Below are 23425 nucleotides of genomic sequence, written 5' to 3' on the forward strand. Positions count from 1 at the left end.
AAGTTTAAGGAACTGTTCATGAGTCGTTCAGAACAATTATTTACACAAGCACAAATCAGTATTCCAGGCGGCGTAAACTCGCCGGTACGTGCATTTAACGGTGTGGGCGGCAGCCCTATTTTTATTGAACGCGCCGATGGTGCATACATGTTTGACGCCGATGGTCAGCGTTATATTGATTACGTCGGTTCTTGGGGTCCTATGATCCTAGGTCATAATAATCAAGTCGTTTTAGACGCCACCATCACAGCAGCACAACGTGGTTTAAGCTTTGGTACACCGACTGAAGTCGAAATCACCATGGCGGAGAAAATCCGTGAGCTGGTGCCCTCTATCGAGAAAGTACGCATGGTGAACTCTGGCACCGAGGCGACCATGACAGCGATTCGTCTGGCGCGCGGTTATACGGGTCGAGATAAGATCCTCAAGTTTGAGGGTAACTATCACGGTCATGCCGATGCACTCCTTGTCAAAGCGGGCTCAGGTGCTCTGACTCTGGGCGTACCCAACTCACCCGGTATCCCAGAGGATTTTGCAAAGCACACGCTTACGGTAGAGTACAACAATATCGACTCTGTTAAGGATATTTTCGCTCAATATGGCGACCAAATCGCGTGTATTATCGTTGAGCCTGTCGCTGGTAATATGAACTGTATTCCGCCAGTACCTGGCTTTTTAGAGGGCTTACGCGATATTTGTGACCAGTACAGCTCGGTACTTATTTTTGATGAGGTCATGAGTGGCTTCCGCGCGGCTCCGGGTGGCGCACAAGAGCGTTACAACGTAACTCCAGACCTAACCACCTTAGGTAAAGTCATTGGTGGCGGCATGCCTGTGGGTGCTTTCGGTGGTAAAAAAGAAGTCATGGACCACATCGCGCCAACAGGTCCGGTCTACCAAGCAGGTACGTTGTCAGGCAACCCAGTCGCCATGTCAGCGGGTCTTGCCGCGCTCTCGCAATTGAGTCAGGAAGGACTTTACGAGCAGTTATACGCGCGTGTCGATCAATTACTCGACGGCATGCAACAACTCGCGGACGAGGCGGGTATCCCGTTTACCACTAACCGCGCAGGTTCGATGTTTGGTTTCTTCTTCACTAAAGAGAAACACGTTACTTCATATAAGCAAGCTACCGAGTGCAATATGGCGCACTTTAAAGCGTTTTATCACAGCATGCTTAAGCAGGGTGTCTATTTAGCACCCTCTGCCTTCGAGGGTGGATTTATGTCTGCCGCTCATTCTGAGCAGGACATTGAAGATACCTTGGCGGCTGCTAAGATCGCGTTTAGCGAACTCTCAGCTTAACCACCAAATAGACGCTCAAGCCAGCTTTTCTCTTCCACTTGAGCGTCGCAATTCATATTGTCGGTAAGCGGTGTCGGCGGTGCTGGTAAAATCACCGCTTGCTGACAACTATCCGGAATTCGTGTCCCTTGTTCTTTGTGAAAGCTTTGGAACGTGAGCCCCTCAACCGGTATCAGCGATAACGGCGATGGCTTCACCTGCTGATAGAAGCGTGACACCATTGGTAATGCTCCTGAACTACCGCTTAGCCATGTAGTTTGATTGTCGTCAGTGCCAAGCCAGGCGGTCACCACATAGCGCCCATCTATCGATACAAACCAGCTGTCTTTGTAATCATTGGTTGTACCGGTTTTGCCGGCCATCGGTGTACCTGGAAACGCTTCACCTAAGGCATGTGCTGTGCCCTTACTCACCACTCCGGCCATCGCATAACGGGTCAGGTAAGCGACCTTAGCACTCAAAACGCGCTTTTTAACTTGCTGAGGGTTCTCATAAACGGGTAGTCCATCATGCGTAGTAATGGCGTTGATAGTTTTCAATGGCTGAAACACACCATCGTTTGCAATGCTTGAAAAAACGCGTGAAACCGCTAATGGTGACATCTCAACGGCGCCCAATGTGAGCGATGGATAGTCACGGATCGGTGTCACCACCCCCATCTTTCTAAGCTGCGTGATCAGCGTTTCAATGCCCACTTGCAAGCCAATACGAACTGCCGGCAAGTTACGTGAATAAACCAATGCATCGTAGATGGTCATGTCACCCCAGAACTCACCATCGTAGTTTTGCGGCTTCCACGGTTTGCCTCGCTCGTCGCTCAGTGTAACGGCTTCATCCACCACGTGACTGTTAAGCCCCATGGATTCAGATTCACTCATCGCAGTGGCGTAAATAATCGGTTTTATCAATGAGCCTATGGGTCGTAGCGCTTTAATCGCGCGATTAAAGCCCACTTGATTGGCATTGCGTCCCCCGACTAAGGCCACTAACGTTCCGTTGCGGTAGTCACTAACTACAAACGCACCTTCTAAATCCTTAATATCCCGTCCTGGAACGCCGTCAGCCATCACTCGTTCAGCTCGATGCTGTGCTTCAATATCCAATGCAGTGAAAATTTTCAGTCCGTTTTCCTGCCAATTAGGCGGCAATTTGATTCGGCTGAGTTCTTCTTTTACGCGCTCAAGGTAATGTGGAAAGCTATCTTCTACTAATCGACGTGAAGCGCGAACTTTGATATCTGTCTCGATCGCAGCAATAAAGTCAGATTTAGACAACAAATTATTTTCGTACATTAACCTGAGTACTAAGTCTCGGCGCTCTCGTACGCGCTCCGGGTAACGCCGCGGATCATAATAAGACGGCCCTTTAACCATCGCTATCAGCATCGCCACCTGATCAGCTGTGAGCTCCTGTACTTGACGACCAAAATAGTATTGGCTAGCAAGGCCAACACCGTGGATTGCATGACGTCCGTCTTGTCCAAAGTACACTTCATTGAAGTAGGTTTCTAAAATCGTATTTTTATCAAAGCGATAATCTATCACCAATGACATCATCGCTTCGTGAAACTTACGCCATAAAGTCTGGTCACGCGTAAGATAAAGGTTTTTAACAAGCTGTTGCGTCAGCGTGCTACCACCCTGCACTGTCCGTCCTGCACGAATGTTCGCCACCAATGCACGCAATACCGAGAGGGGGGATACGCCTGAGTGATGGTAAAAGTTTTTATCCTCTACCAATAGCAATGTCTCGGTCATCAAGCTGGGAATCATCTCTAAGCCCACCAACAAACGATCTTCATTGCTAAGCGAGTTAATTCGCCCAATTAACTGAGGTTCGAGTTGAATACTTTCGAGTTGGCGTCCATCGGGCCAGCTGACGATTGTTGCAATTTTTCCGCGGTGAAAATTCAGTTCAACGCGCTGTGACATTTTCGGGCCGTCTGAAAAATCAAAGGGCCGCCGATGCACCATGAGCCTATCACCTGAGACTGAGAAATACCCCGTTGCCTCGGTTGAGCCGCTGCGCTGGTAGCTTAAACGCTCAAGTACATTTATCACTTGAGGCTGACTCATCGAGTCACCCACACGAAGTGTTTTCTCCGCCGCATACACAAGCGCGGGCGCTTGATAGCGTTGATTAGCAAACACCCGTGTTAGCGTGGCATCCAGGTAGATCAAGTAGAAGGCCGAAATGACGACCACAATTAGCCCCAGTTTTAGACCGGTTTTAATGATGTAGTTTAACCAAGGTTTACTTGTCATTCAGTTGTCGCTTTGTTTTAACTGTCGCAATCGCTTGCGTCGGATCATCAGGCCATGGATGCTTGGGATACCGTCCGCGCATCTCCTTTTTAACCTCCTGATAGCTAGAGCGCCAAAACGAGGCTAAATCATGTGTTCGTTGCAGTAAACGACCGGCCGGTGAGAGCAAATCTAAGGCAATGGCGATTTGTCCATTGAGCACGGTAGGTGATGACACTTCCCCAAAAGCTTCTTGCAATTTTATTGCAACCTTAGGCGAACGCTCAGCTACGGTGCCACTTGGATAATCAATGACTACGCGTCGACCACTCGGAGCCAACCAGTGCGTTGGGCACTCTGTGTGCAACAGTTGCTGTCCATCGTAAGTCAAGGTATTGAGTAACGCCTCATTAGGTTGCCATGTCCTTAATTGTCTTAAGCTCTTGATGCCATGCCAATACGGCAATGCCCAATCAGCCAAGTGTTCAAGTAACTCAGTTTCGTGCGGAACGATAGTGAACAGTTCAGGTCGTGCGCGATATAAAAATTGTAGTCTGGCTAAAAGTCGATCGGTGTTGGCGTTCCAGCCTACAGCCTTAAAGCCCTCAGCCTGCAACCAATGACTCAACGCATCAGTTAGCGCTTCATTTGTTAACTCGGCGGGTTCTTGATAGCTATCAAAGACCAGTGCTCCACACACCTGTTCACTGGTTTTAATAAGTCGCTCGCCATCTTTAGTCCAATTATACGTAACTCGTTCGGCTAAACGCACCGCGGGATGGCCAAGCAGCGTATGTCTATCGATAGGTAAATAGCCCACCAACCGATTATGCCGTTGTTTTTCATTTAAGCTGAGTCGAGTGACAATAAAATAGGCTGTTTTATGTCGATTCGTGAGCGAGTCTTTCACATCATAAATGCGCGCACCGCTCATCAATTGTGCTTCATCGACGTTGTCTTGACACGCAATGCGATCAGCAAACCCAAATAATACAGCGTCTTCAATTCCTGCAAACTGCGTCCGCCCTTGCGTATCGATTGCAAAAATTTGGCACCAATACGCAAAGCGCTTCCACCACATGGTTCCGCGTGACATGGCGCGCGCGTGCTGTTGAGTAGAGACGACATCATTGTTTTCACTAAAACGCTTATCAGCTTGTTCATACGTCGCTAACCATTGTGCGAGCGCTCTTTGCTTCGCTTCGGTCAGATTGTTTCGCGCGTGTAAAGCAATGCACGCCAGTCTGATATCAGTCCCAAAACCTACGACTTCTCGTCCGATTGGTGTTAATCGTTGTTCTTTTAACACCCCCATATCAGCCAACGTTTCTTTGGCAGCTTCTACCAGCGCGCCATTCGGTGGAGTAAACCAATTGAGCTCATCTACTTCTGTTCCCCATGCTTTAACTTGGGCAACTAAATCGGTTAACTCTTGAGTGGCTACATCGGGTGGACTATAGGCTGCTAAGCGTTGTTGAGTATCTCGACTCCATAATCGGTAGGCTCTCCCTGGCTGCTGTCGCGCAGCACGACCTGCTCGCTGCTCACTATTCGATTTAGCGATCATGGCCGTCGTGAGTAGACTATCTCGGTATTGCGGCTGATATACTGATTGTCGTTCTCGCCCCGTATCAACCACAGTATCAATGCCATCAATCGTGAGTGACGTCTCAGCAATGTTGGTAGTTAGAACAACGCGTTTGCTTACGCCCGAACGAATAACGCGCTGTTGCAAATCGGTGGCTAAACTACCATGCAAAATAGACACATCCTCACCTACTAGTATTTCCTGTATACGCTGCTCAACATACTTGATCTCGCGCATTCCGGGCAAGAACACTAACACTCCTTTACGTGCTTGATGGAAAGCTTCCGCAATGACAGATACGCTCTCTTCCAGCCAACGCTCAATGCGCGAGGGAGGACGATATTGAATATCAAGTTCGAAGCGCTTTACGTCAACCGTTAGCAACTCAAAATACTCAGCTGTGGTATCACTCAACCAGTGTTTCAGCGCTTCTCCAGGCAGTGTCGCCGACATCAGTAGTAAGTTGATCTCGGGTCGTAAAGGCAGTAAATCTAATACTAAGGCGAGACTTAAGTCACTTTGAATATTGCGCTCGTGAAACTCATCGAAGATCACAGTGCAGACATTTTTGAGCTCAGGATCCTGCTGTAGCCAACGTGTAAACACACCCTCGGTAATAACCATGAGACGTGTCTCGCGACTCCGTTTAGAGTCGCCGCGGATACTATAGCCCACCGATTTACCAACAGGTTCATTAAGTTGTTGTGCCAAAAAATGCGCTATCGACAAGGCCGCTACTCGACGAGGCTGTAAAAGAACAATAAGTCCTTCACTATTCCCATGAAGTGAACGAGAAGCCAATAAATGTAAGGGTAAAGCCGTCGATTTACCCGCCCCGGGTGGCGCTTCTATAACAACTCGAGCGCCTGGGCAGCGCTCGAGTAAAGGTTGCTTAATCGCATCAATCGGTAGGTTTACCACGACGACTTATTTACCACCTATCAGTCAGCCAATAGCGTAGCAGCAATCGTGCGCGCGCCCATCGCTGTCGCACCAGCTGCCCACATGGCGGTTGACGACTTCTGATAAGCGCCAGCCAAGTCGAAGTGCAACCAACCGTGTCCATCATTCGGTGCGAAACGCAGTAAGAAACCTGCTGCATTACTCGCGCCACCTGCTCCGCCACCTTTTTGTGGACGACTATTAGCACAGTCGGCAAAAGGCGAAGGCGTATTTTCCATATGCCATGTCGCCAACGGCAAGCGCCACAATAGCTCGTTCTCTTGTGCTGCGCAGTTCAGCGCACGCGCCGCTGCCTGTTCATCAATACTGAACACCGCATTAAACTCATTGCCTACAGCCATTTGCGCGGCACCTGTCAGCGTCGCAGCATCGATTACCTGCTTAGCCCCCGCTTCACCTGCAGCCATCAAACCATCGGCAAGTACGAGTCGCCCTTCAGCATCGGTATTAACAACTTCGACACGAAGACCATTTTTGTAGGTAATAATATCGCCCAGTTTGTAAGCTTTGCCGCTGATCATGTTTTCTGCGCAACATAGGAACAATTTAACGCGTTTTTTGAGACCGCGACGGATAGCGGTTAAGAGTGCACCGGCCAGCGTCGCAGCGCCACCCATATCGCACTTCATGCTCAACATACCTTCACTTGGCTTGATGCTGTAACCGCCCGAGTCATACGTAATACCTTTGCCCACGAGCGCATAATCAACAGGTGCGTTTTCATCGCCGGTCGGGTTGTAATCAATGACAGCCAGCACAGGCGCATGTTGACTCGCGCGGCCGACAGTGTAAATGCCCATCCAACCTTCATTTTTGAGCTCATCGCCGACAATAAAACGCGCGCTTACATGTTCAGGCGCGACACTTTTTAAGTGTTCACTAACACGCTCGGCTAAGCTTAACGGATAGATTTCTTCAGCCGACAAGTTCACCAATTCGCGGGTAAACTGATTGGCCGCTCGCATATCATCAAGCTGTGAGGCGACTCCCTTATCGGTCTCGTTCCAAGCCACCGTATTGTCTGACATAGTTGAATTGAAACCTTGATAGAAGGCCCACTGACTCTCGATATCCCAACCTGCGCCAGCTAACTCAACCGAAGCGTAGCCTTGGCTATCGAGGTGACGACCCGCCTTTTGAATTTTTCGTAAGTTTTCGACGCTGTCAGAACCAATATGAACGTTAACGCCTTGGTCGGAGTGACTCACTAAAACCGACTGCTTTAGAAACGCCGCAGGTTTATCTAAAGTTAGAAAAACATTGACTGAACTAGACATCAGAATCATCTCCCATTAATTTGTCGATGTTTTACTTTAGGGTTATGAGGACGGTCATGCAATTTAACACGCCACTTGAAGTGGGCATCTTACGCCAACGATATAAGCGATTTTTAGCGGATATCGAATTTACTACACAACCCCAAAGTATCGAAACAGTTCATTGCCCCAATACCGGCGCCATGACAGGCTGCGCGGAACCAGGCTACAAAGTATGGTGTAGTGTATCAGATAATCCCAAGCGCAAATATGCAAAGACTTGGGAGTTAGCGCAAAACTTTTCCGGTGACTGGATTGTAATCAATACTCAACGCGCAAACCAGGTCGCCGGTGAGGCTCTACAGCAGGGTCTTATCACCGAGCTTGCTGAGTTCAACGGGTGGCTTGCCGAACAACGTTATGGTGAGCAAAGCAGCCGTATCGACTGGCTTGGCAACTCTAACGAGGGCAGCCGATGCTATGTCGAAGTCAAAAGTGTCACCCTGGTTGATCAACAATGTGGTTACTTCCCTGACACCGTCAGCGCTCGCGCAATAAAGCATGTGCAAGAACTCGAGCACATGCGTGAACAGGGACATCGTGCTGTCATGTTGTACGTTTGTATGCACTCTGGCGCCGAACGGGTAAAACCAGCCGCCCATATCGATCCAAAATATGCGAATGCCTGTATTAATGCAGCGCAAAAAGGCGTCGAGTTTTATGCATTAAGCACCGAGATAAATCAGCAAGGTATACGAGCTAACGGTGTTTTACCTGTCATGCTGAGTAACGAATAATACAGGCTGTATGAGTGCTCAAAAAGTATGAAAAGGCGTTGCCTTAGGGTGACCTTTCTGCTATATGTAGCGTCCTTTTTTTCAGCTTGTTTAATTTAAGAGCAGCGAATTAACTGTAGGAGAACCATGATGCCAGAGGGCAAGAAGAAAACGCATGGCATCCTGGCGCTTGCCGGGCTAGAGCCGTACCAAGAGAAGCCGGGCGAAGAATACATGAATGATGAGCAATTAGCTCACTTTCGCAAAATTCTAGAAGAATGGCGCCGCCAATTACGTCAGGAAGTGGACCGCACGGTTCACCACATGAAAGATGAAGCTGCGAACTTCCCCGATCCGGTTGATAGAGCCGCGCAAGAGGAAGAGTTCAGTATCGAATTGCGCACGCGCGACCGCGAACGCAAGCTCATCAAAAAGATTGAGAAGACTCTGCAAAAAATCGAGGAAGATGACTTCGGATTTTGTGATTCATGCGGTATTGAAATCGGCATCCGTCGTTTAGAAGCACGTCCGACAGCCGACCTATGTGTCGACTGCAAAACGCTTGCAGAGATTAAAGAAAAACAGATGACCGGTGCTTAAGCCGATTCAGCTTCAGTCGTCTAATAGCTACCGGGGTCGGTTCGCACCGACCCCCTCGGGTCCTTTACACTTTGGTTCACTCGTTGCAGCACTGGGCAGTTTCTTAGATGCTCGTGCTCACTACGGTCAATGGCTCGTGCGCATCGAAGACGTTGATAAAACCCGCGCTGTCCCGAACGCCGACACCCAGATACTTAATCAATTGGAAGCCCACGGTCTACACTGGGACGAGACAGTTATTTATCAAAGCCAGCGGGACGAGGTCTATGCGCGTGTACTTGGCGATATCAGCGCGCAAACTTATATGTGTGATTGTAGCCGCAAACAAATACGTGCCCAAGGTGCGTATTACAATGGTCACTGCCGAACACGCCAACCACGCCCTGCGCCCTACGCGATACGGTTTAAAAATGACAATGCAAAAACTCACCTATTTGACCGTCGACATCAGCACGTTCAAGCAGAAGCTGAGTTTGCCCAGGAAGATTTTATTCTACGCCGTCGCGATGGTTTATTTGCCTACCAATTGGCTGTCGTTGTCGATGACCTAGAGCAGGGCATCACGGATGTTGTGCGAGGTTCGGATTTGTTAATTCCCAGTTTTTGGCAAGCAACACTGTGGCAAACATTAGGCGGGAGAACCCCACGCTGGTTGCACCTGCCCTTAGTCACTGACCCTAGCGGACGCAAACTAAGTAAACAAAACCATGCGCCAGCGATTGATGAGACGTTCGCAGTAGATAACCTCATCGCCGCAGCCAAAGTGCTGTCGCTCCATCTAGGAGAAGCCAAGGATTATGATAGTGTCGACACAGTTTTGAAGGCATCGACTCAACAGTGGCAATCACAGTGGCAAATGATCGTATAATAAAGGTACAATACGCGCGCAATTATATAAGCGTGCAGACGTTAAGCGGAGAATAGTCATTATCAAGCAATTCAAAAAGCTAGCTGAACGAGCGATGTCGAGCTTTAAAAAGCCATCTAATAGCCGTTTACCACAGCTAACTAAGCTGACTCGCGATCAGCATCCAATATCTCGTAAAAACATTAGCGATAACGCACTTAAAGTTTTATACCGCCTTCATAACTCAGGCTTCGAGGCCTATTTAGTGGGCGGATGTGTACGTGATCTACTTCTCGGTATTCAACCGAAGGACTTCGATGTCACGACCAACGCAACGCCGGAGCAGGTCAAGAAGCTGTTTCGCAACTGTCGCCTCATCGGCAGACGGTTTCGCTTGGCTCATATCGTATTTGGCCGGGATATTATTGAAGTCGCCACCTTCCGCGGTCATCACAAAGAAGACCACGACGAAGCAACTTCGCATGAACGTAAACAACCTATTGCTAAGACCGATGAGCAAGGCTTTTTGGTGCGTGACAATGTTTATGGTTCAATCGAAGAAGATGCCGAGCGACGCGATTTTACGGTCAATGCCATGTACTACAACATTGCTGACTTTTGTATATACGACTTTGCCGGTGGCAAAAAGGACTTAGACGCCGGTGTATTGCGACTTATTGGCGACCCAGAGCAACGCTACCGCGAAGACCCTGTGCGCATGCTAAGAGCGATTCGATTTGCCACTAAGCTCAATATGCAAATGGATAAGCAGGTGCAAGATCCGATTATCGAGATGGCATCCCTTCTCAGGAACATCCCACCAGCACGGTTGTTTGATGAGTTCCTGAAGATGTTCATGTCTGGAAAAGCCAGTGCAAATTTTGACATGATGGTGCAACATAACTTGTTCCAACAGATGTTCCCCGTGCTAAAAACCTACATAAAGGATGAGCAGTCACCTGCAGTAGCACTCATCCAGCGTGCACTTTCTGACACTGATAAACGTGTTAACAACGAGCAACGCGTAACACCGGCGTATTTGTTGGCTGTGATGCTATGGTACCCGATGGAAGCACGACGCTCACAGTTAGAAGTTGAATCTGGGCTGCCGCCAATGGATGCGCTCAATATTGCCTCTGCCGATGTGATTGATCGTCAATGCCAAACCGTCGCCTTGCCTAAGCGCTTTTCACTCCCTGTGCGCGATATTTGGCAGCTGCAGTTGCGCTTGCAAAGTACGCGCGGTGGCAAAGCGATGAAAGTACTTGAACACAAAAAGTTCCGCGCGGCATACGACTTCCTCATGTTACGAGCTGAAATTGAGGGCTCCGATGCATTGATTGAGCTCAGTCAGTTCTGGACTAAGGCACAGAAAGCGCCTAATAAGGTCATTGGTAAAAAGCCAGGTCGCTCAGGACCTAAACGCCGCCGACGTCCTCGCTCGCGCAAGAAGCCCACAGGCTCTGAGAGCAATGAGTGATGTATACATTGCGCTGGGCGCCAATTTGGGCGAGCCAGCGCAACAGATCAAACAGGCGTTGTTGTGTCTTAGCCAATCGGTGCATCTCAACGTGGTCAATGTCTCTTCGCTTTACCACTCCAAGCCCATGGGTCCGCAAGACCAGCCCGACTACGTTAATGCGGTTTGCCAAGTCGAATGTCATGATTTAACGGCTGAGCAACTGTTAGCGTTTCTCCATCAAGTCGAAGACGAATTTGGACGACAAAGAATTCGTCACTGGGGCGAACGAACGCTCGATCTCGATTTACTGCTATTCGATGACATTCGATCCGATAATGAAGCCCTCAAACTGCCCCATCCGGGCCTTTATGACCGCGGCTTCGTGTTACAGCCGTTAGCCGAATTTGCTCCGCAACTCGAGCTGCCAAATAATCACTCAGTATCGCAGCAGCTTGCGATGCTTACTGATGAACCGCTTACCGTGTTATGCTCACGCTCTGAACTCATGACTTTGCTCAGTAAAGGATAGTCTTATGGCTGCGATGACCATTGCCAAGCTTCAAAAAAAGAAACAACAAGGCGAAAAAATCGCCTCTCTTACGGCATACGATGCAAGCTTTGCCAAACTGATGGCTGAGCAAGGCGTTGATTGCATTTTGGTAGGCGACTCACTCGGCAATGTCGTGCAAGGTCGTTCGTCCACGGTACCCGTCACCATGACGGACATGGTTTACCACACTGAATGCGTTCGCCGTGGCGCACCGGATGCCTTTATCATGAGCGACTTACCCTTCATGAGCTACGGCACGCTAACCGATACGTTAAAAAATGCGACTCAGCTGATGCAAGCAGGCGCCAACATGGTGAAGCTTGAGGGTGGCGACTGGCTCGTTGATTCGGTTAAAGCCCTCACCCAACGCGGCATCCCAGTCTGTGCACACCTTGGTTTACTTCCCCAGTCCGTCAATGTGCTAGGTGGTTACCGGGTACAAGGTAAACAAGAAGCGCAAGCACTTCAGCTGATTGAGCAAGCAAAACAGCTCGAAGCTGCCGGCGCACAATTACTCGTACTCGAGTGTATTCCCAATTCTTTAGGCAAGCGCGTCACTGAAGCACTCACCATTCCCACTATTGGCATTGGCGCGGGTCCTGATACCGATGGTCAGATCTTAGTGATGCATGACATGCTCGGTATGAACAGTGAGTACTTACCCAAGTTCGCTAAAAACTTCTTGGAAGAAAGTGATGGGATAGCCGGTGCTTTTCGTCAATTTAGCGAACAAGTAAAGTCTGGTGACTTTCCTGAATTGAAACATAGCTACGAGGGCTAGTTATGTTAGTACTTAAGAACTTGAAAAGTATGCGCCAGTGGCGTTCAGAACAAACCCATTCCGTAGCTTTAGTACCTACCATGGGCAATTTGCATGAGGGTCATTTGAGCCTAGTTAAAAAGGCACAAACACTGGCAGACAAGGTCGTGGTTAGCATTTTTGTTAATCCCATGCAATTTGGGGCAGGCGAGGACCTTGATAGCTACCCACGAACGTTGGAGCAAGACTGTCGTCTGTTAAGTGATGCCGGTGCGCACGCCGTGTTCACCCCAACGGTCGCTGAAGTTTATCCACGCGGACTCGAACAACAAACACGTGTCGAAGTCCCCGGTATCAGCGATATATTATGCGGTGCGAGCCGCCCAGGGCACTTTACTGGCGTGGCGACTATCGTATGTAAACTGTTTAATATGGCACAACCCGACGTTGCCGTATTTGGTGAAAAAGATTTTCAGCAACTGCAAGTGATTCGTTTGATGGCGAACGACCTCTCTTTACCCGTTCAGGTTGTCGGTGCACCGATACAACGTGAAAGTTCGGGTTTGGCGATGAGTTCACGTAATGGTTACTTATCAAGCTCGCAACGAGAACAGGCGAGTCTTATTTATCAGCAGCTGTGTTGGGTCAAGCAACACTTGAGTAACGCCTCTAAAGCCACTTCGCTATGCCGACAAGCAAGCCAACAGCTTTCGCAACATGGTTTTGCAGTCGATTATTTTGAAGTGCGCAATGCTCAGGACCTGACGCCTGCCTCGGACGATGCAGCGGAGTGGGTAGTATTGGCGGCTGCCAAACTCGGCAGCACGCGCTTGATTGATAACTTACGCGTCGCGAATCAAACCTAACTCGCGCATTTCAGTGTGTAACGCACCTCTTAAGCTCGTTGCTTTCTCAGCAATTTCGCGTTGCTCCTCGATAATTTCACTTAGCATGTCGTGGGTCGTTAGCGGATTTGCTAATACAACTCTAAAAACAACCGTCGGCACACGGTGATAATGCTCGGGCGTTAGCTTTGTACGCGAAACGAACGAACGGCCACTCTCACGTTGCCGTTTCTGAATATACCGAGTCAGTGCGTTCAGGTGGGGAGTAAGGCGCTCCACCTGCTCTGCATTGGCCTCTGCCAACGCTTGCTTCACGCGTTTAGGTACAAAGCGATAAGTTAATAAACACAACTCGGGCTCTGTGATGACCTCAAAGTCATCTTGCTCAGCAATCAAACTAGAGAAATAGCGTGCCTTTTCAAGACTGTTATTTATCAGCAGTTCGTAACCACGACGCCCGATCACATGCATGGCTGAAAATACCATCATCGCCATACCCGGCCGCGAACCTTCCATGGTATGAGAACCCAAGTCTTTTGAGCCCTGGCGGATAATATATTCGGCATGATGTTCAATCGCCTTAACCATCGCGGGATCTTTAAACAATACTAAGCCCGCGCCCATCGGTACGTACATTTGCTTATGCGCATCAATAGTGACGCTATCAGCGCGCTCGATACCACTTAATAAATGTCGATAATCATTGGACAATAAGGTCGCACCGCCCCACGCCGCGTCAACATGGAAGTGAATACCTAATTGCTCAGCAATATCAGCCATCTCTGCCAGCGGGTCAATATGTCCGGTCTCCGTAGTTCCCGCGACGCCCACAATCGACAGCACTTCGCCGCCCTGATCACGCACGTCCTGACAGGCTTGCCGCAATGCATCAACCTTAATTCGGTTATTGGCATCGGTAGCAACGGCCACTAAATTCTTACGACCAATACCTAACACATCAGCAGCCTTGCTCAACGAGTAATGCCCTCGTTCCGAAACTAACACCACCAATCGTTTGTAATTATAATGCGCCAGCCCCGCAGCTAGCCCTTCCGCGGCTATCCCGGCAAAATCACCATCTGGCTTTAACAATTGGTTACGCGCTACCCAAAGCGCGGTCATATTCGCTACAGTCCCCCCGGAACAAAATGCGCCAAGTGAATGTTGTGCACTATGCATCCATCGGTTGTAAAACGATGACTCGCGTTGGTAAACCAGGTGATGCAGCATACCAATGACATTACGCTCAAGCGGAGTAAATGCTTTTGAGGTTTCGATTTTGACGAGGTTTTGGTTCAGACCAACCATCAATTTAGCGAGCGGCATCAAAAAGTAAGGCAGTGCCGAAGTCATATGCCCGATAAATTTCGGTGAGGCCGTATGTACTGAGTGCGCAACTAATTTTTCCAGTAAAAACTCAGTATGATCTGAGACAAACTGCGGATCTTCTGGAATCGACGCTTTCTCAAAGTCGCGCTCGATATCTTGTAATGGCTTTTCTTTTGCCACGATATGATCGCCTAAGAATCCTAAAAGGTTTTCAGACAGATCTTTCTCGATTCGGCTTAACGTTGAGTCGGGCGCCTCGGGCAACGTAAAAATCCGATACAAAGACTCTTGGTTTACTTCCGCGTATGACTTATCGTCAGCGTCATTCATATGCTTACCTGTCCACATTATCAACTGCGATAACTGCAGTCGTTAAATCAGCGGTTAACCGCCATAGTGCCTGTCCACTGGCTAAATATTTACGCTCAAAAGGTGTCATTGCCTGCTCAGGATTCATCGCCAGGTAACCCACCGAAGCATCCACCTGATTGAGACTTAACGCTTGTGCCACTTCGAGCAAGTAGATACTCCAATTAGAACGCATCTGTAACTGACCACCTATTTTCACCACCGCCGGCCACACAGGTGAGCCATGCCAGCGTCGAGATAAATGCGCCTGCTTTGGCCATGGATTCGGGTATAAAATTGTATGTAACTCAACGGGCCACTTAGCCGCGGCAACCAAGCGCCAGAAATCGAGTAAGTCTGCTCTCACCAGATAATAGCGCTGTCCTCGCGACGAGGCTTCGTAAAAGTCATGCTTGTCTAGTCGATGACTCGACTTATCAACACCAACGACTAATGCGTCAGGGTGTTGTTCTGCCAACTTAGCGGTACTCTCACCCACCCCACAACAGGAGTCTAAAATAATCGGCCCCTGCCATGATTGCACACGCTCATTTACCGCATCAAATGCCGCTTGGTTATGCGCCTGTATGGGCTTTAAAAACTCCGACCCCCAGTGTCGACGAGCGACACTGAGGGTATCTTCGTGTGGACCTGTTTGGTTAGAGTGTACTGGACGTGCTTCTTGGCTCACGAACGAATTCCCTTACCTTTTTCCAGCAAATAATAGGCACCGGAGAAAAACACTACGTTAAAGGCAATCAAGACCCACATTGCGGTCGCAATGCCCACGTCTGACTGACCTAAAAAGCCATAACGGAAACCATTTACCATGTATAAGATAGGGTTTGCCATCGACACGTTTTGCCAGAACTCGGGTAACAATGACACCGAGTAAAACACACCACCGAGATAAGTTAGCGGTGTTAAAACGAACGTCGGTACGATAGAAATGTCGTCAAATGTCTTACCGAACACACCATTCAGTAAACCACCTAAAGCAAAAAGCGTTGAGGTTAATACCACGGTCAGAATGACATAGCCAATGTGAGCGATGCTAATATCGACAAACATAAAGGAGACGAATGTCACAATGACCGCCACAATCATTGCACGTGCCATGCCACCACCGACATAACCAAGAATAATAGCCCAGGTCGGCACCGGTGATACCAGCATTTCTTCGATATTGCGCTGAAACTTCGCACTAAAAAACGATGACGCTACGTTTGAATAGGAGTTAGTAATCACTGACATCATGATGAGCCCAGGTACGATAAACTCCATATAAGTAACACCACTCATGGTGCCAATACGCTCACCCACAATGCTACCGAAAATAACAAAATAGAGTGTCATGGTAATCGCAGGCGGTACTAAAGTTTGCACCCAAATACGCAGAAAGCGCGTGCACTCTTTAATCCAAATTGTCTTCAGCGCTATGATGTTGGCCGATGCGTTACTCATTGACTGCTCTCCTCTTGTTTTCGGCCGTTCTCAACCATATGAACGAATAACTCTTCGAGACGGTTGGCCTTATTTCTCATCGATAAGACCTTCGCGCCTTGCCCGCTAAGCTGCTCAAATACTTTATTCAAGCCAGCGTTTTTCTCCACATCAACTTCAAGCGTATTATCGTCGCTCCAGCGACTCTCAAACCCATCTATTGAAATGTCTTTATGACCTTCTGCCAAATCTAGAATAAAGGTTTCGCGGCTTAATTGAGTAAGCAGCTTCTTGATAGAAGTATTCTCCACAATACGACCCGCATCGATAATGCCAATATTACGACATAACATCTCAGCTTCCTCTAAATAGTGAGTCGTTAAAATGATGGTGATGCCTTCTTTATTAATTTGTGTGAGGTAATCCCACATCGAGCGGCGTAGCTCAATATCGACGCCTGCAGTCGGCTCATCTAAGATGAGCAACTTAGGCTCATGCAGTAAAGCGCGCGCGATCATCAAACGACGCTTCATACCACCTGAGAGGGCGCGCGCGGGCTGGTCACGTTTGTCCCATAATCCCAATTGCTTTAGATATTTCTCTGAACGTTGATGCGCCAACTTTCTTGGAACACCATAATAACCCGCTTGGTTAACGACGATCTGACGTACTGTTTCAAACTGGTTAAAGTTAAACTCTTGTGGCACGAGGCCAATCTGTCTCTTCAGATCAGCAAGCTGTGTATCAAGGTCATAGCCAAACACCGTTACCTTGCCTTCGGTCTTATTGACAAGGCTTGAGATAACGCCAATCGTTGTTGATTTGCCAGCGCCATTAGGTCCTAGCAACGCATAAAAATCACCTTCTTGAACCGTTAGGTCGATACCTTTAAGCGCTTCAAAACCACCCTTGTAAATCTTTCTCAACCCTTTAATTTCTAATGCATTAGTCATTACTAAAATTTACTCCTTTCCATAACCCCAGCGCTGCATCAAGGATTGCTCGAGACCTAAGTGGTCCAGCATCCGTGCGACCATGAAGTCGATTAAGTCGTCGATACTCTGAGGCTGGTGGTAAAAACCCGGTGCAGCGGGCATTACAGTGACCCCCAATTCACTTAATTGCAGCATATGACGCAAGTGGATTGCCGAAAGCGGCGTTTCGCGCAGCACGACAATAAGTTGGCCGCGCTCCTTTAAAACCACATCGGCCGCTCGCTCTATCAAGGTATTACTGCTGCCTAGCGCAACCGCTGAAAGCGTGCTTGTTGAACAGGGACAAATGATCATCCGCTTGGGTGCGGCAGAGCCCGAGGCAACCGGCGAAAACCACTCTTCTTTACCAAACACTTGTAGTTGCTTTGGCGCAACCTCAACACCGCGTTGTTCAAGCAGTTCGACCCATTGTTGCTGCATTTTTTCCGGCGCAGCGGATAAATTGACCTGATGCTCAGTGGCCATCACCACACGCGCCGCACTTGATACAAGCAGATAGATTTGTTGCTTCTGTCGTATAAGACATTCTATCAAACGAATAGCATAAGGGGCACCCGATGCACCGGTTATTGCCACGGTAATGCGATTATCATCAGCTTTCATTATAAACCATCTAACCTATGATTAGTTTTCTTGCAACGCGCTAACTAGGCGTTTTTGCATACCCTCGAATCCACCATTGCTCATTATAACAACCGTGTCGCCCGGCTCTAATTCCTGAACAGTCTGCTTTAACATCGCTTCTGTCGTACTATAAACATGTGCCTTAGGCACCGCGCTAGCGATGTCCCACTCGATCGACTCAGGAGCGAATATATTAATACTATCCGCATCGGCAAGTGCGGTTGCCAACGCATCTTTATGAACACCACTTTTCATCGTGTTTGAACGAGGCTCAAGCAATACTACCAACCGTCCTGCTTGACTACTTTTTAGCGCTTCGACTGTAGTTTTGATTGCCGTAGGATGATGAGCGAAATCGTCAAACACGCTTATTCCGCGATGTTCGAGCAATAATTCTAACCGACGTTTGGGGGCTTTAAATGTTGCTAAAGCCTCCGCTGCTTGTTGCGGTAATACGCCAACATGGAAAGCCGCGATCATTGCCATCACAGCATTCTGCATATTATGGGTACCTACCAGTGGTAACTTAACGACGACTTCGTTGTTGTCGCGACTTACAACGAATGACGAAGCATCCGCTGAACTTGCGCGGTACTGCCAGTCCTTGCCAACACGCACCACCTCACTCCAGCAGCCTTTTTGAATGACCTGTTCGATAGCACCAACCTGATCGGGAATGATGACTTGTCCGTTTCCAGGAACAATTCGTAACAAATGGGCAAACTGGCGTTGAATATCAGCCAATGTGTCAAAGATATCAGCATGATCAAATTCAAGATTATTTATTACCAAGGTATTGGGCGCGTAGTGGACGAATTTGGAACGCTTATCAAAAAAGGCGGTATCATATTCATCCGCCTCGATAATAAAGAAATCGCTTTCACCCAGTGCTGCACTCACATTAAAGTTACCGGGTACGCCACCAATTAAAAAACCCGGTTGGTAGCCATTCGCTTGCAGAATCCAAGTAAGCATACTGGCAGTTGTGGTTTTACCGTGCGTTCCAGAAACAGCAAGCACCCAACGCTGACCCAAAACATTGTCATGCAACCACTGGGCTCCTGAGCAATAACTGAGCTTCTGGTTCAGTACCGCCTCAACTTCAGGGTTGCCGCGACTCAGAGCGTTGCCAATGATGACTAAGTCGACCGCTTTGTCCAGGTTATCTGCACTGTAACCCTCTATCAGATCAATCCCCAGCGATCGTAATTGGTCACTCATCGGTGGATACACCTGATGGTCAGAGCCTGTAACCTGATGACCCAGTTCGGTTGCTAAACGGGCGATACCGCCCATAAATGTGCCACAGATGCCAATAATGTGAATATGCATAGTCATTTTTCGAGCTAAAATAAAACGCTAAGTGTATCACTCACGCGCACAATCAACAGGATTTTTGCGTAGAATTAATGTACGATACGCGGCCATACACCTGTCACGAAAAAAAGGGAATGGAACGACATGAAACGCCTGCTTCCAACGCTCCGTGCTGATAATGCACCTGAAGGACTGATTTCAGTTCTTAATACCATACAAATTGCTGCTAAAGAGATCTCTTTTCGGTTACATCAAGGCGCCCTCGCCGGGGTATTGGGCTCAACACTGGATGAAAATATTCAAGGTGAAACGCAAAAGAAGCTCGACGTAGTCGCTAACCAACTACTCAAAACGTTATTACTTGAGTCTCCTCGCGTACATGCCATTGCTTCCGAAGAAGAAGACAGCATTGTATTAAGTCCTAACTCCGGCGAGTACCTAGTTGCTTTTGATCCGCTTGATGGCAGCTCCAACATTGATATCAATGGCACTGTGGGTACGATTTTCTCGGTGCTACCCAAGCCAGAAAACCCATCCAATGATGAGTCCATGTTCTTGCAGAAAGGCCGTAACCAAGTCGCGGCTGGGTACGTTCTTTATGGTCCTTCGACAATGTTAGTGATGACGACAGGCACCCATGTTCGTACGTATACTCTTGACCAAACGGTGGGCGAGTTCTTATTGACGAAGGAAACCGCAACTATCCCAGCAGACACGCAAGAATTTGCAATAAATATGTCTAACCAACGTCACTGGAGCACTGCGGTACGCGAATATGTTGAGCATTTACTGCTAGGCGAAGAGGGGCCACGCCAAAAGAATTTTAATATGCGTTGGAACGCCGCGATGGTTTCTGATGTCCATCGTTTAGTTACACGCGGTGGCTTGTTCACTTATCCGTGGGATGCTCGCAACCCAGAAAAGCCTTACAAGCTGCGCTTAATGTATGAAGCGGCGCCTATGGCGATGATTGTCGAAAAAGCAAATGGCTCGGCAAGTAACGGTTATATGCCTATTTTGGATATTGAGCCTGAACATATCCATCAACGGGTTGCCGTTGTAATGGGCTCATCGAATGAAGTACAAGAATGTGTTGAGTACCATAAGAAACATGGTTAAAGCAGTGGTTTAAACCCTTGCTCCGACAGCGACAAACGATATAATTCACGAGTTAATCACTTTTTGATGTAGGAATAATTATGAGCTTAGGTAACGTACCTGCGGGTAAAAATCTTCCAGAGGAAGTCAACGTAATCATTGAGATCCCTGCCAATGCGGATCCGATTAAATATGAAGTCGACAAAGACACTGGCACTCTATGGGTTGACCGTTTCATGGCAACGCCAATGTTCTACCCATGCAACTATGGTTTTGTGAACCATACCTTGTCGCTCGACGGTGACCCTGTTGACGTGCTTGTTCCTACACCTTATCCATTGCAAGCGGGCTCAGTCATTAAATGCCGTCCAGTAGGCGTGCTTAAAATGAGCGATGAGTCAGGTGAAGATGCTAAAGTCATTGCAGTACCTGTCAGTAAGCTGACCAAAGAGTACGATCATGTTCAAGACATCGATGATCTACCAGAGCTGCTTCGTGCACAAATCACTCACTTTTTTGAACGTTATAAAGAGCTCGAAAAAGGCAAATGGGTTAAAGTCGAAGGTTGGGGCGACGCGGCTGCGGCAAAAGAGGAAATCGAGTCCTCTTATAAGCGCGCTCAGAAGTAATCATGGCCCTAGCCATTGAAATTGATCGTCTTGCCTTTGCCTGGCAAGGCGATCAGCTCACACTAGATATTCCGCAGTGGCAAGTAGAAGCAGGCGAAACCGTTTTACTACGCGGTCCCAGTGGTAGTGGTAAGTCAACGTTATTATCGTTACTCGCGGGTATCAACGTAGCTCAACTAGGCAGGGTAAAACTACTCGAGCAATCCCTATCTGATCTTAGCGGCCGTAAACGCGATAGATTTCGTGCCGATCACATCGGTTATATCTTCCAGCAATTTAATCTACTCCCCTATTTAAGCGCACTGGATAACGTACTTCTAGCCACACAGTTTTCTCCCAAACGCCGCCAACGCGTAGCTGAAAGTGGGCAGTCGGCGGAACGGCTCGCTATGCAATACTTACAACGACTCGGTCTTAGTGCCTCGCAGCAGCAACAAGCGGCGTCTAACTTGAGTGTGGGTCAACAACAGCGCGTGGCAGCCGCAAGAGCACTGCTTGGCGCGCCCGAACTTCTTATCGCAGACGAACCAACTTCTGCGCTCGATAGTGACCGTAGAGATGATTTTATAAAACTGTTGCTCGAACTCAGTGAACAGAATAATACGACCGTATTGTTTGTGACGCATGATGCGAGTCTCGGGCAGTATTTTAATCGCCATGTTGAGTTAAGCGACATTAATCAGGCTGTGGGAGGTTCGTCCCATGCTTAAACTTGCTATTAAAAGCTTGGCTAACCGCAAAACCAGTGCGTTACTGACGGTTATTGCAATCGCTGTCAGCGTCGCACTATTGCTCGCCGTTGAACGAGTAAAAGAACAAGTCCAAGCGAATTTCGCGAATACCGTATCGGGCACCGATCTAATCGTTGGTCCACGTAGTGGTGATGTGCAATTGTTGCTGGCGTCTGTTTTTCATATCGGAGCGCTTAACAATAGCATGAGTTGGCAGAGCTATGAGAAGCTTAGCCAAAATCGTCAGGTCGAATGGTCAGTACCCATTTCCTTGGGTGATAGCGTTAGTGGCATGCCGGTTGTTGCGACTACAGCCGGTTATTTCCAGCATTTTAAGTATGGCAACCAACAGCCGCTTAAATTGCAGCACGGCGAGTGGTTTAATCATTCTGAGCAAGCCGTATTAGGCGCTGATGCTGCAGAAAAGTTGGACTTTAGAGTTGGCGACCAGCTAATTATCGCACATGGCACAGGCGGTGTTAGTTTTAGCGAACACAGTGGTCATCCGATTGATGTTGTCGGCATTTTAAATCGCACGGGCACCCCTGTTGATCAGTCCATTTATGTTGACTTAAAAACGCTTGAGGACATTCATAGCGGAGAGACTGCTGGCGAAGCCGAAGAGCATGCGCACGGGCACACCGGTCATGATGAGCACGCTGACCACCATCACCCGACCAGCGCTATAAGCGCGGCATTGGTGGGTTTAAAGTCGCGCCAAATGGCGTTATTTATGCAGCGCGACATCAACACCGCAGATGGTGAGCCACTGACTGCATTAATGCCGGGGCAAACATTGCAACAACTTTGGAAGACATTACGTGTGTTTGAGCAAGCTCTTAATGGTATCTCCGCTATTGTAGTTATCATTGGCCTACTCGGCATGCTAACGATCTTACTGGCAAGTCTACGTGAACGCAGCCGAGAAATGGCTGTGTTGCGAGCAGTGGGTGCGGGCCCGGGTACACTTTTCACGTTGTTAGTCACTGAGGCGGTTTTACTGACAGTCGTTGCTACCGCTTCGGGCCTGGCGTTACTGTATGTCCTGCAAATTTCCCTTGCCGGCCTTATTCAGCAGCAGACGGGCTTATTGTTTGCTCTGCAGTGGCCCACTACGGCAGAATGGTGGAGAATGTTATTTGTGGTTGTTGCAGGCTTCTTAATGAGTCTTGTACCTGCTTGGCGAGCATACCGCCAATCACTTGCAGACGGTTTAACGGTGAAAATATGAAGTATAGTTTGAAAGTAATGATGAGTACGGCGTTGCTGTTTCTGGCAAGTCAGAACATGGCGTTCGCTAGCGAAAAAATTGGTTGGAAAGACTTAGTACCCGAAGGCTTTACCCCTCCCCCCGTAAAGCCTCAGTCGTACTACGACCAAAACCCTGAAGAAGCAGAACAAAAGTTTCTTGATGCACCTGTCGTACAGGCGTTAGATGGCAAAAAAGTCAAAATCCCCGGCTATGTCGTACAACTGGAAGGCAACGCAGATGCTGTTACAGAATTTCTTCTAGTGCCGTACTTCGGTGCCTGTATCCACGTGCCACCACCGCCTCCAAATCAGATTATTCACGTTAAGTTTGCTGAAGGCGTACCTTACGAAAATACCTACGATGCGGTTTGGGTTGAAGGTACTATCTCAACTCAACGCACAGACAGCGACCTTGCGGTGACAGGTTATTCAATGAAAGCTGATAGTGTGACTGTATATCAGTAG

General features: G+C 48.4%; 22 protein-coding genes. 13 read left to right on the forward strand and 9 right to left on the reverse strand.

The window, feature by feature from the left end; genetic code table 11:
* The first annotated feature begins 18 nt into the window (after positions 1-18).
* Positions 19-1305, forward strand: coding sequence for a glutamate-1-semialdehyde 2,1-aminomutase (hemL, locus tag BFR57_RS12180; RefSeq protein WP_071464249.1), 1287 nt, complete (start codon positions 19-21; stop codon positions 1303-1305).
* On the opposite strand, the gene mrcB is transcribed toward hemL, so the two are convergent.
* Genes mrcB through pepB form a run of 3 tightly spaced genes read right to left on the reverse strand, consistent with a single transcriptional unit; the run spans position 1302 to position 7376 of the window.
* Positions 1302-3569 (reverse strand): penicillin-binding protein 1B, encoded by a 2268-nt coding sequence (gene mrcB, locus BFR57_RS12185; protein ID WP_071464250.1) that lies wholly within the window; start codon positions 3567-3569, stop codon positions 1302-1304. The two genes, hemL and mrcB, sit on opposite strands and share 4 nt — an antisense overlap.
* Entirely contained in the window at positions 3559-6057 is a 2499-nt protein-coding gene (gene hrpB / locus BFR57_RS12190; protein WP_071464251.1) for an ATP-dependent helicase HrpB, read from the reverse strand. The genes mrcB and hrpB overlap by 11 nt, the downstream gene beginning before the upstream one ends.
* A 20-nt stretch (positions 6058-6077) precedes the next feature.
* Positions 6078-7376 carry an aminopeptidase PepB gene (pepB, locus tag BFR57_RS12195; protein WP_071464252.1) on the reverse strand — a complete coding sequence of 433 codons (1299 nt, stop codon included), beginning with the start codon at positions 7374-7376 and terminating at the stop codon, positions 6078-6080.
* A 56-nt stretch (positions 7377-7432) separates the two neighbouring features.
* Between pepB and sfsA the strand changes: the two genes are divergently transcribed.
* The 7 genes from sfsA (at position 7433) to panC (ending at position 13216) form a co-directional block, all read left to right on the forward strand.
* Entirely contained in the window at positions 7433-8152 is a 720-nt protein-coding gene (gene sfsA / locus BFR57_RS12200; RefSeq protein WP_071464253.1) for a DNA/RNA nuclease SfsA, read from the forward strand.
* Positions 8153-8281: 129 nt separating this feature from the next.
* A complete protein-coding gene (dksA, locus tag BFR57_RS12205; protein WP_006954308.1) occupies positions 8282-8731 on the forward strand; it encodes an RNA polymerase-binding protein DksA in 450 nt (149 codons plus the stop codon).
* Positions 8724-9599, forward strand: coding sequence for a tRNA glutamyl-Q(34) synthetase GluQRS (gene gluQRS / locus BFR57_RS12210; RefSeq protein ID WP_071464254.1), 876 nt, complete (start codon positions 8724-8726; stop codon positions 9597-9599). Before dksA ends, gluQRS begins: the two co-directional genes overlap by 8 nt.
* A gap of 94 nt (positions 9600-9693) precedes the next feature.
* Entirely contained in the window at positions 9694-11058 is a 1365-nt protein-coding gene (gene pcnB / locus BFR57_RS12215; RefSeq protein WP_143441099.1) for a polynucleotide adenylyltransferase PcnB, read from the forward strand.
* A complete protein-coding gene (folK, locus tag BFR57_RS12220; protein WP_071464255.1) occupies positions 11051-11569 on the forward strand; it encodes a 2-amino-4-hydroxy-6-hydroxymethyldihydropteridine diphosphokinase in 519 nt (172 codons plus the stop codon). The genes pcnB and folK overlap by 8 nt, the downstream gene beginning before the upstream one ends.
* A 4-nt stretch (positions 11570-11573) precedes the next feature.
* Positions 11574-12371: a 3-methyl-2-oxobutanoate hydroxymethyltransferase gene (gene panB, locus BFR57_RS12225; RefSeq protein WP_071464256.1), complete on the forward strand. Its 798-nt coding sequence runs from the start codon at positions 11574-11576 to the stop codon at positions 12369-12371.
* Between the two features lie 2 nt (positions 12372-12373).
* On the forward strand, positions 12374-13216 hold the full coding sequence (panC, locus tag BFR57_RS12230; RefSeq protein WP_071464257.1) for a pantoate--beta-alanine ligase: 843 nt from the start codon (positions 12374-12376) through the stop codon (positions 13214-13216).
* On the opposite strand, the gene panP is transcribed toward panC, so the two are convergent.
* The 6 genes from panP to mpl are packed head-to-tail and all read right to left on the reverse strand — an operon-like array spanning position 13193 to position 19266.
* Positions 13193-14854, reverse strand: a complete 1662-nt coding sequence (gene panP, locus BFR57_RS12235; protein ID WP_071464258.1) for a pyridoxal-dependent aspartate 1-decarboxylase PanP — start codon at positions 14852-14854, stop codon at positions 13193-13195. The genes panC and panP overlap by 24 nt on opposite strands.
* A gap of 4 nt (positions 14855-14858) precedes the next feature.
* Positions 14859-15563, reverse strand: coding sequence for a tRNA (guanosine(46)-N(7))-methyltransferase TrmB (locus BFR57_RS12240; protein ID WP_071464259.1), 705 nt, complete (start codon positions 15561-15563; stop codon positions 14859-14861).
* Positions 15560-16336 (reverse strand): ABC transporter permease, encoded by a 777-nt coding sequence (locus tag BFR57_RS12245; protein WP_006954316.1) that lies wholly within the window; start codon positions 16334-16336, stop codon positions 15560-15562. Before BFR57_RS12245 ends, BFR57_RS12240 begins: the two co-directional genes overlap by 4 nt.
* Positions 16333-17268: an ABC transporter ATP-binding protein gene (locus tag BFR57_RS12250; protein WP_071464260.1), complete on the reverse strand. Its 936-nt coding sequence runs from the start codon at positions 17266-17268 to the stop codon at positions 16333-16335. The genes BFR57_RS12245 and BFR57_RS12250 overlap by 4 nt, the downstream gene beginning before the upstream one ends.
* Positions 17269-17277: 9 nt before the next feature.
* Positions 17278-17913, reverse strand: coding sequence for a flavin prenyltransferase UbiX (locus BFR57_RS12255; RefSeq protein ID WP_071464261.1), 636 nt, complete (start codon positions 17911-17913; stop codon positions 17278-17280).
* A gap of 21 nt (positions 17914-17934) precedes the next feature.
* Positions 17935-19266: a UDP-N-acetylmuramate:L-alanyl-gamma-D-glutamyl-meso-diaminopimelate ligase gene (gene mpl / locus BFR57_RS12260; RefSeq protein WP_083405143.1), complete on the reverse strand. Its 1332-nt coding sequence runs from the start codon at positions 19264-19266 to the stop codon at positions 17935-17937.
* A 129-nt stretch (positions 19267-19395) separates the two neighbouring features.
* Between mpl and BFR57_RS12265 the strand changes: the two genes are divergently transcribed.
* The 5 genes from BFR57_RS12265 to BFR57_RS12285 all read left to right on the forward strand — a co-directional run bounded on the left by BFR57_RS12265 (position 19396) and on the right by BFR57_RS12285 (position 23425).
* A complete protein-coding gene (locus tag BFR57_RS12265; RefSeq protein WP_071464263.1) occupies positions 19396-20370 on the forward strand; it encodes a class 1 fructose-bisphosphatase in 975 nt (324 codons plus the stop codon).
* A gap of 80 nt (positions 20371-20450) precedes the next feature.
* Positions 20451-20978, forward strand: coding sequence for an inorganic diphosphatase (ppa, locus tag BFR57_RS12270; protein ID WP_071464264.1), 528 nt, complete (start codon positions 20451-20453; stop codon positions 20976-20978).
* Between the two features lie 2 nt (positions 20979-20980).
* The gene (locus tag BFR57_RS12275; RefSeq protein WP_071464265.1) at positions 20981-21688 is read left to right on the forward strand and encodes an ABC transporter ATP-binding protein; all 708 of its coding nucleotides are present in this window, start codon (positions 20981-20983) and stop codon (positions 21686-21688) included.
* Positions 21681-22940, forward strand: a complete 1260-nt coding sequence (locus BFR57_RS12280; protein WP_071464266.1) for an ABC transporter permease — start codon at positions 21681-21683, stop codon at positions 22938-22940. The genes BFR57_RS12275 and BFR57_RS12280 overlap by 8 nt, the downstream gene beginning before the upstream one ends.
* Positions 22937-23425, forward strand: a complete 489-nt coding sequence (locus tag BFR57_RS12285; protein ID WP_071464267.1) for a DUF3299 domain-containing protein — start codon at positions 22937-22939, stop codon at positions 23423-23425. Before BFR57_RS12280 ends, BFR57_RS12285 begins: the two co-directional genes overlap by 4 nt.

The sequence above is a fragment of the Idiomarina sp. MD25a genome (assembly GCF_001870515.1).
Classification (GTDB): Bacteria; Pseudomonadota; Gammaproteobacteria; order Enterobacterales; family Alteromonadaceae; genus Idiomarina.

Excerpts from the sequence above, each read along its gene's own strand:
- BFR57_RS12250 (WP_071464260.1), bottom strand. The coding sequence starts at position 17,268 with ATGACTAATGCATTAGAAATTAAAGGGTTGAGAAAGATTTACAAGGGT.
- hemL (WP_071464249.1), top strand. The coding sequence starts at position 19 with ATGAGTCGTTCAGAACAATTATTTACACAAGCACAAATCAGTATTCCA.
- dksA (WP_006954308.1), top strand. The coding sequence starts at position 8,282 with ATGCCAGAGGGCAAGAAGAAAACGCATGGCATCCTGGCGCTTGCCGGG.
- sfsA (WP_071464253.1), top strand. The coding sequence starts at position 7,433 with ATGCAATTTAACACGCCACTTGAAGTGGGCATCTTACGCCAACGATAT.
- panP (WP_071464258.1), bottom strand. The coding sequence starts at position 14,854 with ATGAATGACGCTGACGATAAGTCATACGCGGAAGTAAACCAAGAGTCT.
- mrcB (WP_071464250.1), bottom strand. The coding sequence starts at position 3,569 with ATGACAAGTAAACCTTGGTTAAACTACATCATTAAAACCGGTCTAAAA.
- BFR57_RS12285 (WP_071464267.1), top strand. The coding sequence starts at position 22,937 with ATGAAGTATAGTTTGAAAGTAATGATGAGTACGGCGTTGCTGTTTCTG.
- pcnB (WP_143441099.1), top strand. The coding sequence starts at position 9,694 with ATGTCGAGCTTTAAAAAGCCATCTAATAGCCGTTTACCACAGCTAACT.
- BFR57_RS12245 (WP_006954316.1), bottom strand. The coding sequence starts at position 16,336 with ATGAGTAACGCATCGGCCAACATCATAGCGCTGAAGACAATTTGGATT.
- mpl (WP_083405143.1), bottom strand. The coding sequence starts at position 19,266 with ATGCATATTCACATTATTGGCATCTGTGGCACATTTATGGGCGGTATC.
- BFR57_RS12280 (WP_071464266.1), top strand. The coding sequence starts at position 21,681 with ATGCTTAAACTTGCTATTAAAAGCTTGGCTAACCGCAAAACCAGTGCG.
- BFR57_RS12275 (WP_071464265.1), top strand. The coding sequence starts at position 20,981 with ATGGCCCTAGCCATTGAAATTGATCGTCTTGCCTTTGCCTGGCAAGGC.
- BFR57_RS12255 (WP_071464261.1), bottom strand. The coding sequence starts at position 17,913 with ATGAAAGCTGATGATAATCGCATTACCGTGGCAATAACCGGTGCATCG.
- pepB (WP_071464252.1), bottom strand. The coding sequence starts at position 7,376 with ATGTCTAGTTCAGTCAATGTTTTTCTAACTTTAGATAAACCTGCGGCG.
- ppa (WP_071464264.1), top strand. The coding sequence starts at position 20,451 with ATGAGCTTAGGTAACGTACCTGCGGGTAAAAATCTTCCAGAGGAAGTC.
- panB (WP_071464256.1), top strand. The coding sequence starts at position 11,574 with ATGGCTGCGATGACCATTGCCAAGCTTCAAAAAAAGAAACAACAAGGC.
- folK (WP_071464255.1), top strand. The coding sequence starts at position 11,051 with ATGAGTGATGTATACATTGCGCTGGGCGCCAATTTGGGCGAGCCAGCG.
- panC (WP_071464257.1), top strand. The coding sequence starts at position 12,374 with ATGTTAGTACTTAAGAACTTGAAAAGTATGCGCCAGTGGCGTTCAGAA.
- BFR57_RS12265 (WP_071464263.1), top strand. The coding sequence starts at position 19,396 with ATGAAACGCCTGCTTCCAACGCTCCGTGCTGATAATGCACCTGAAGGA.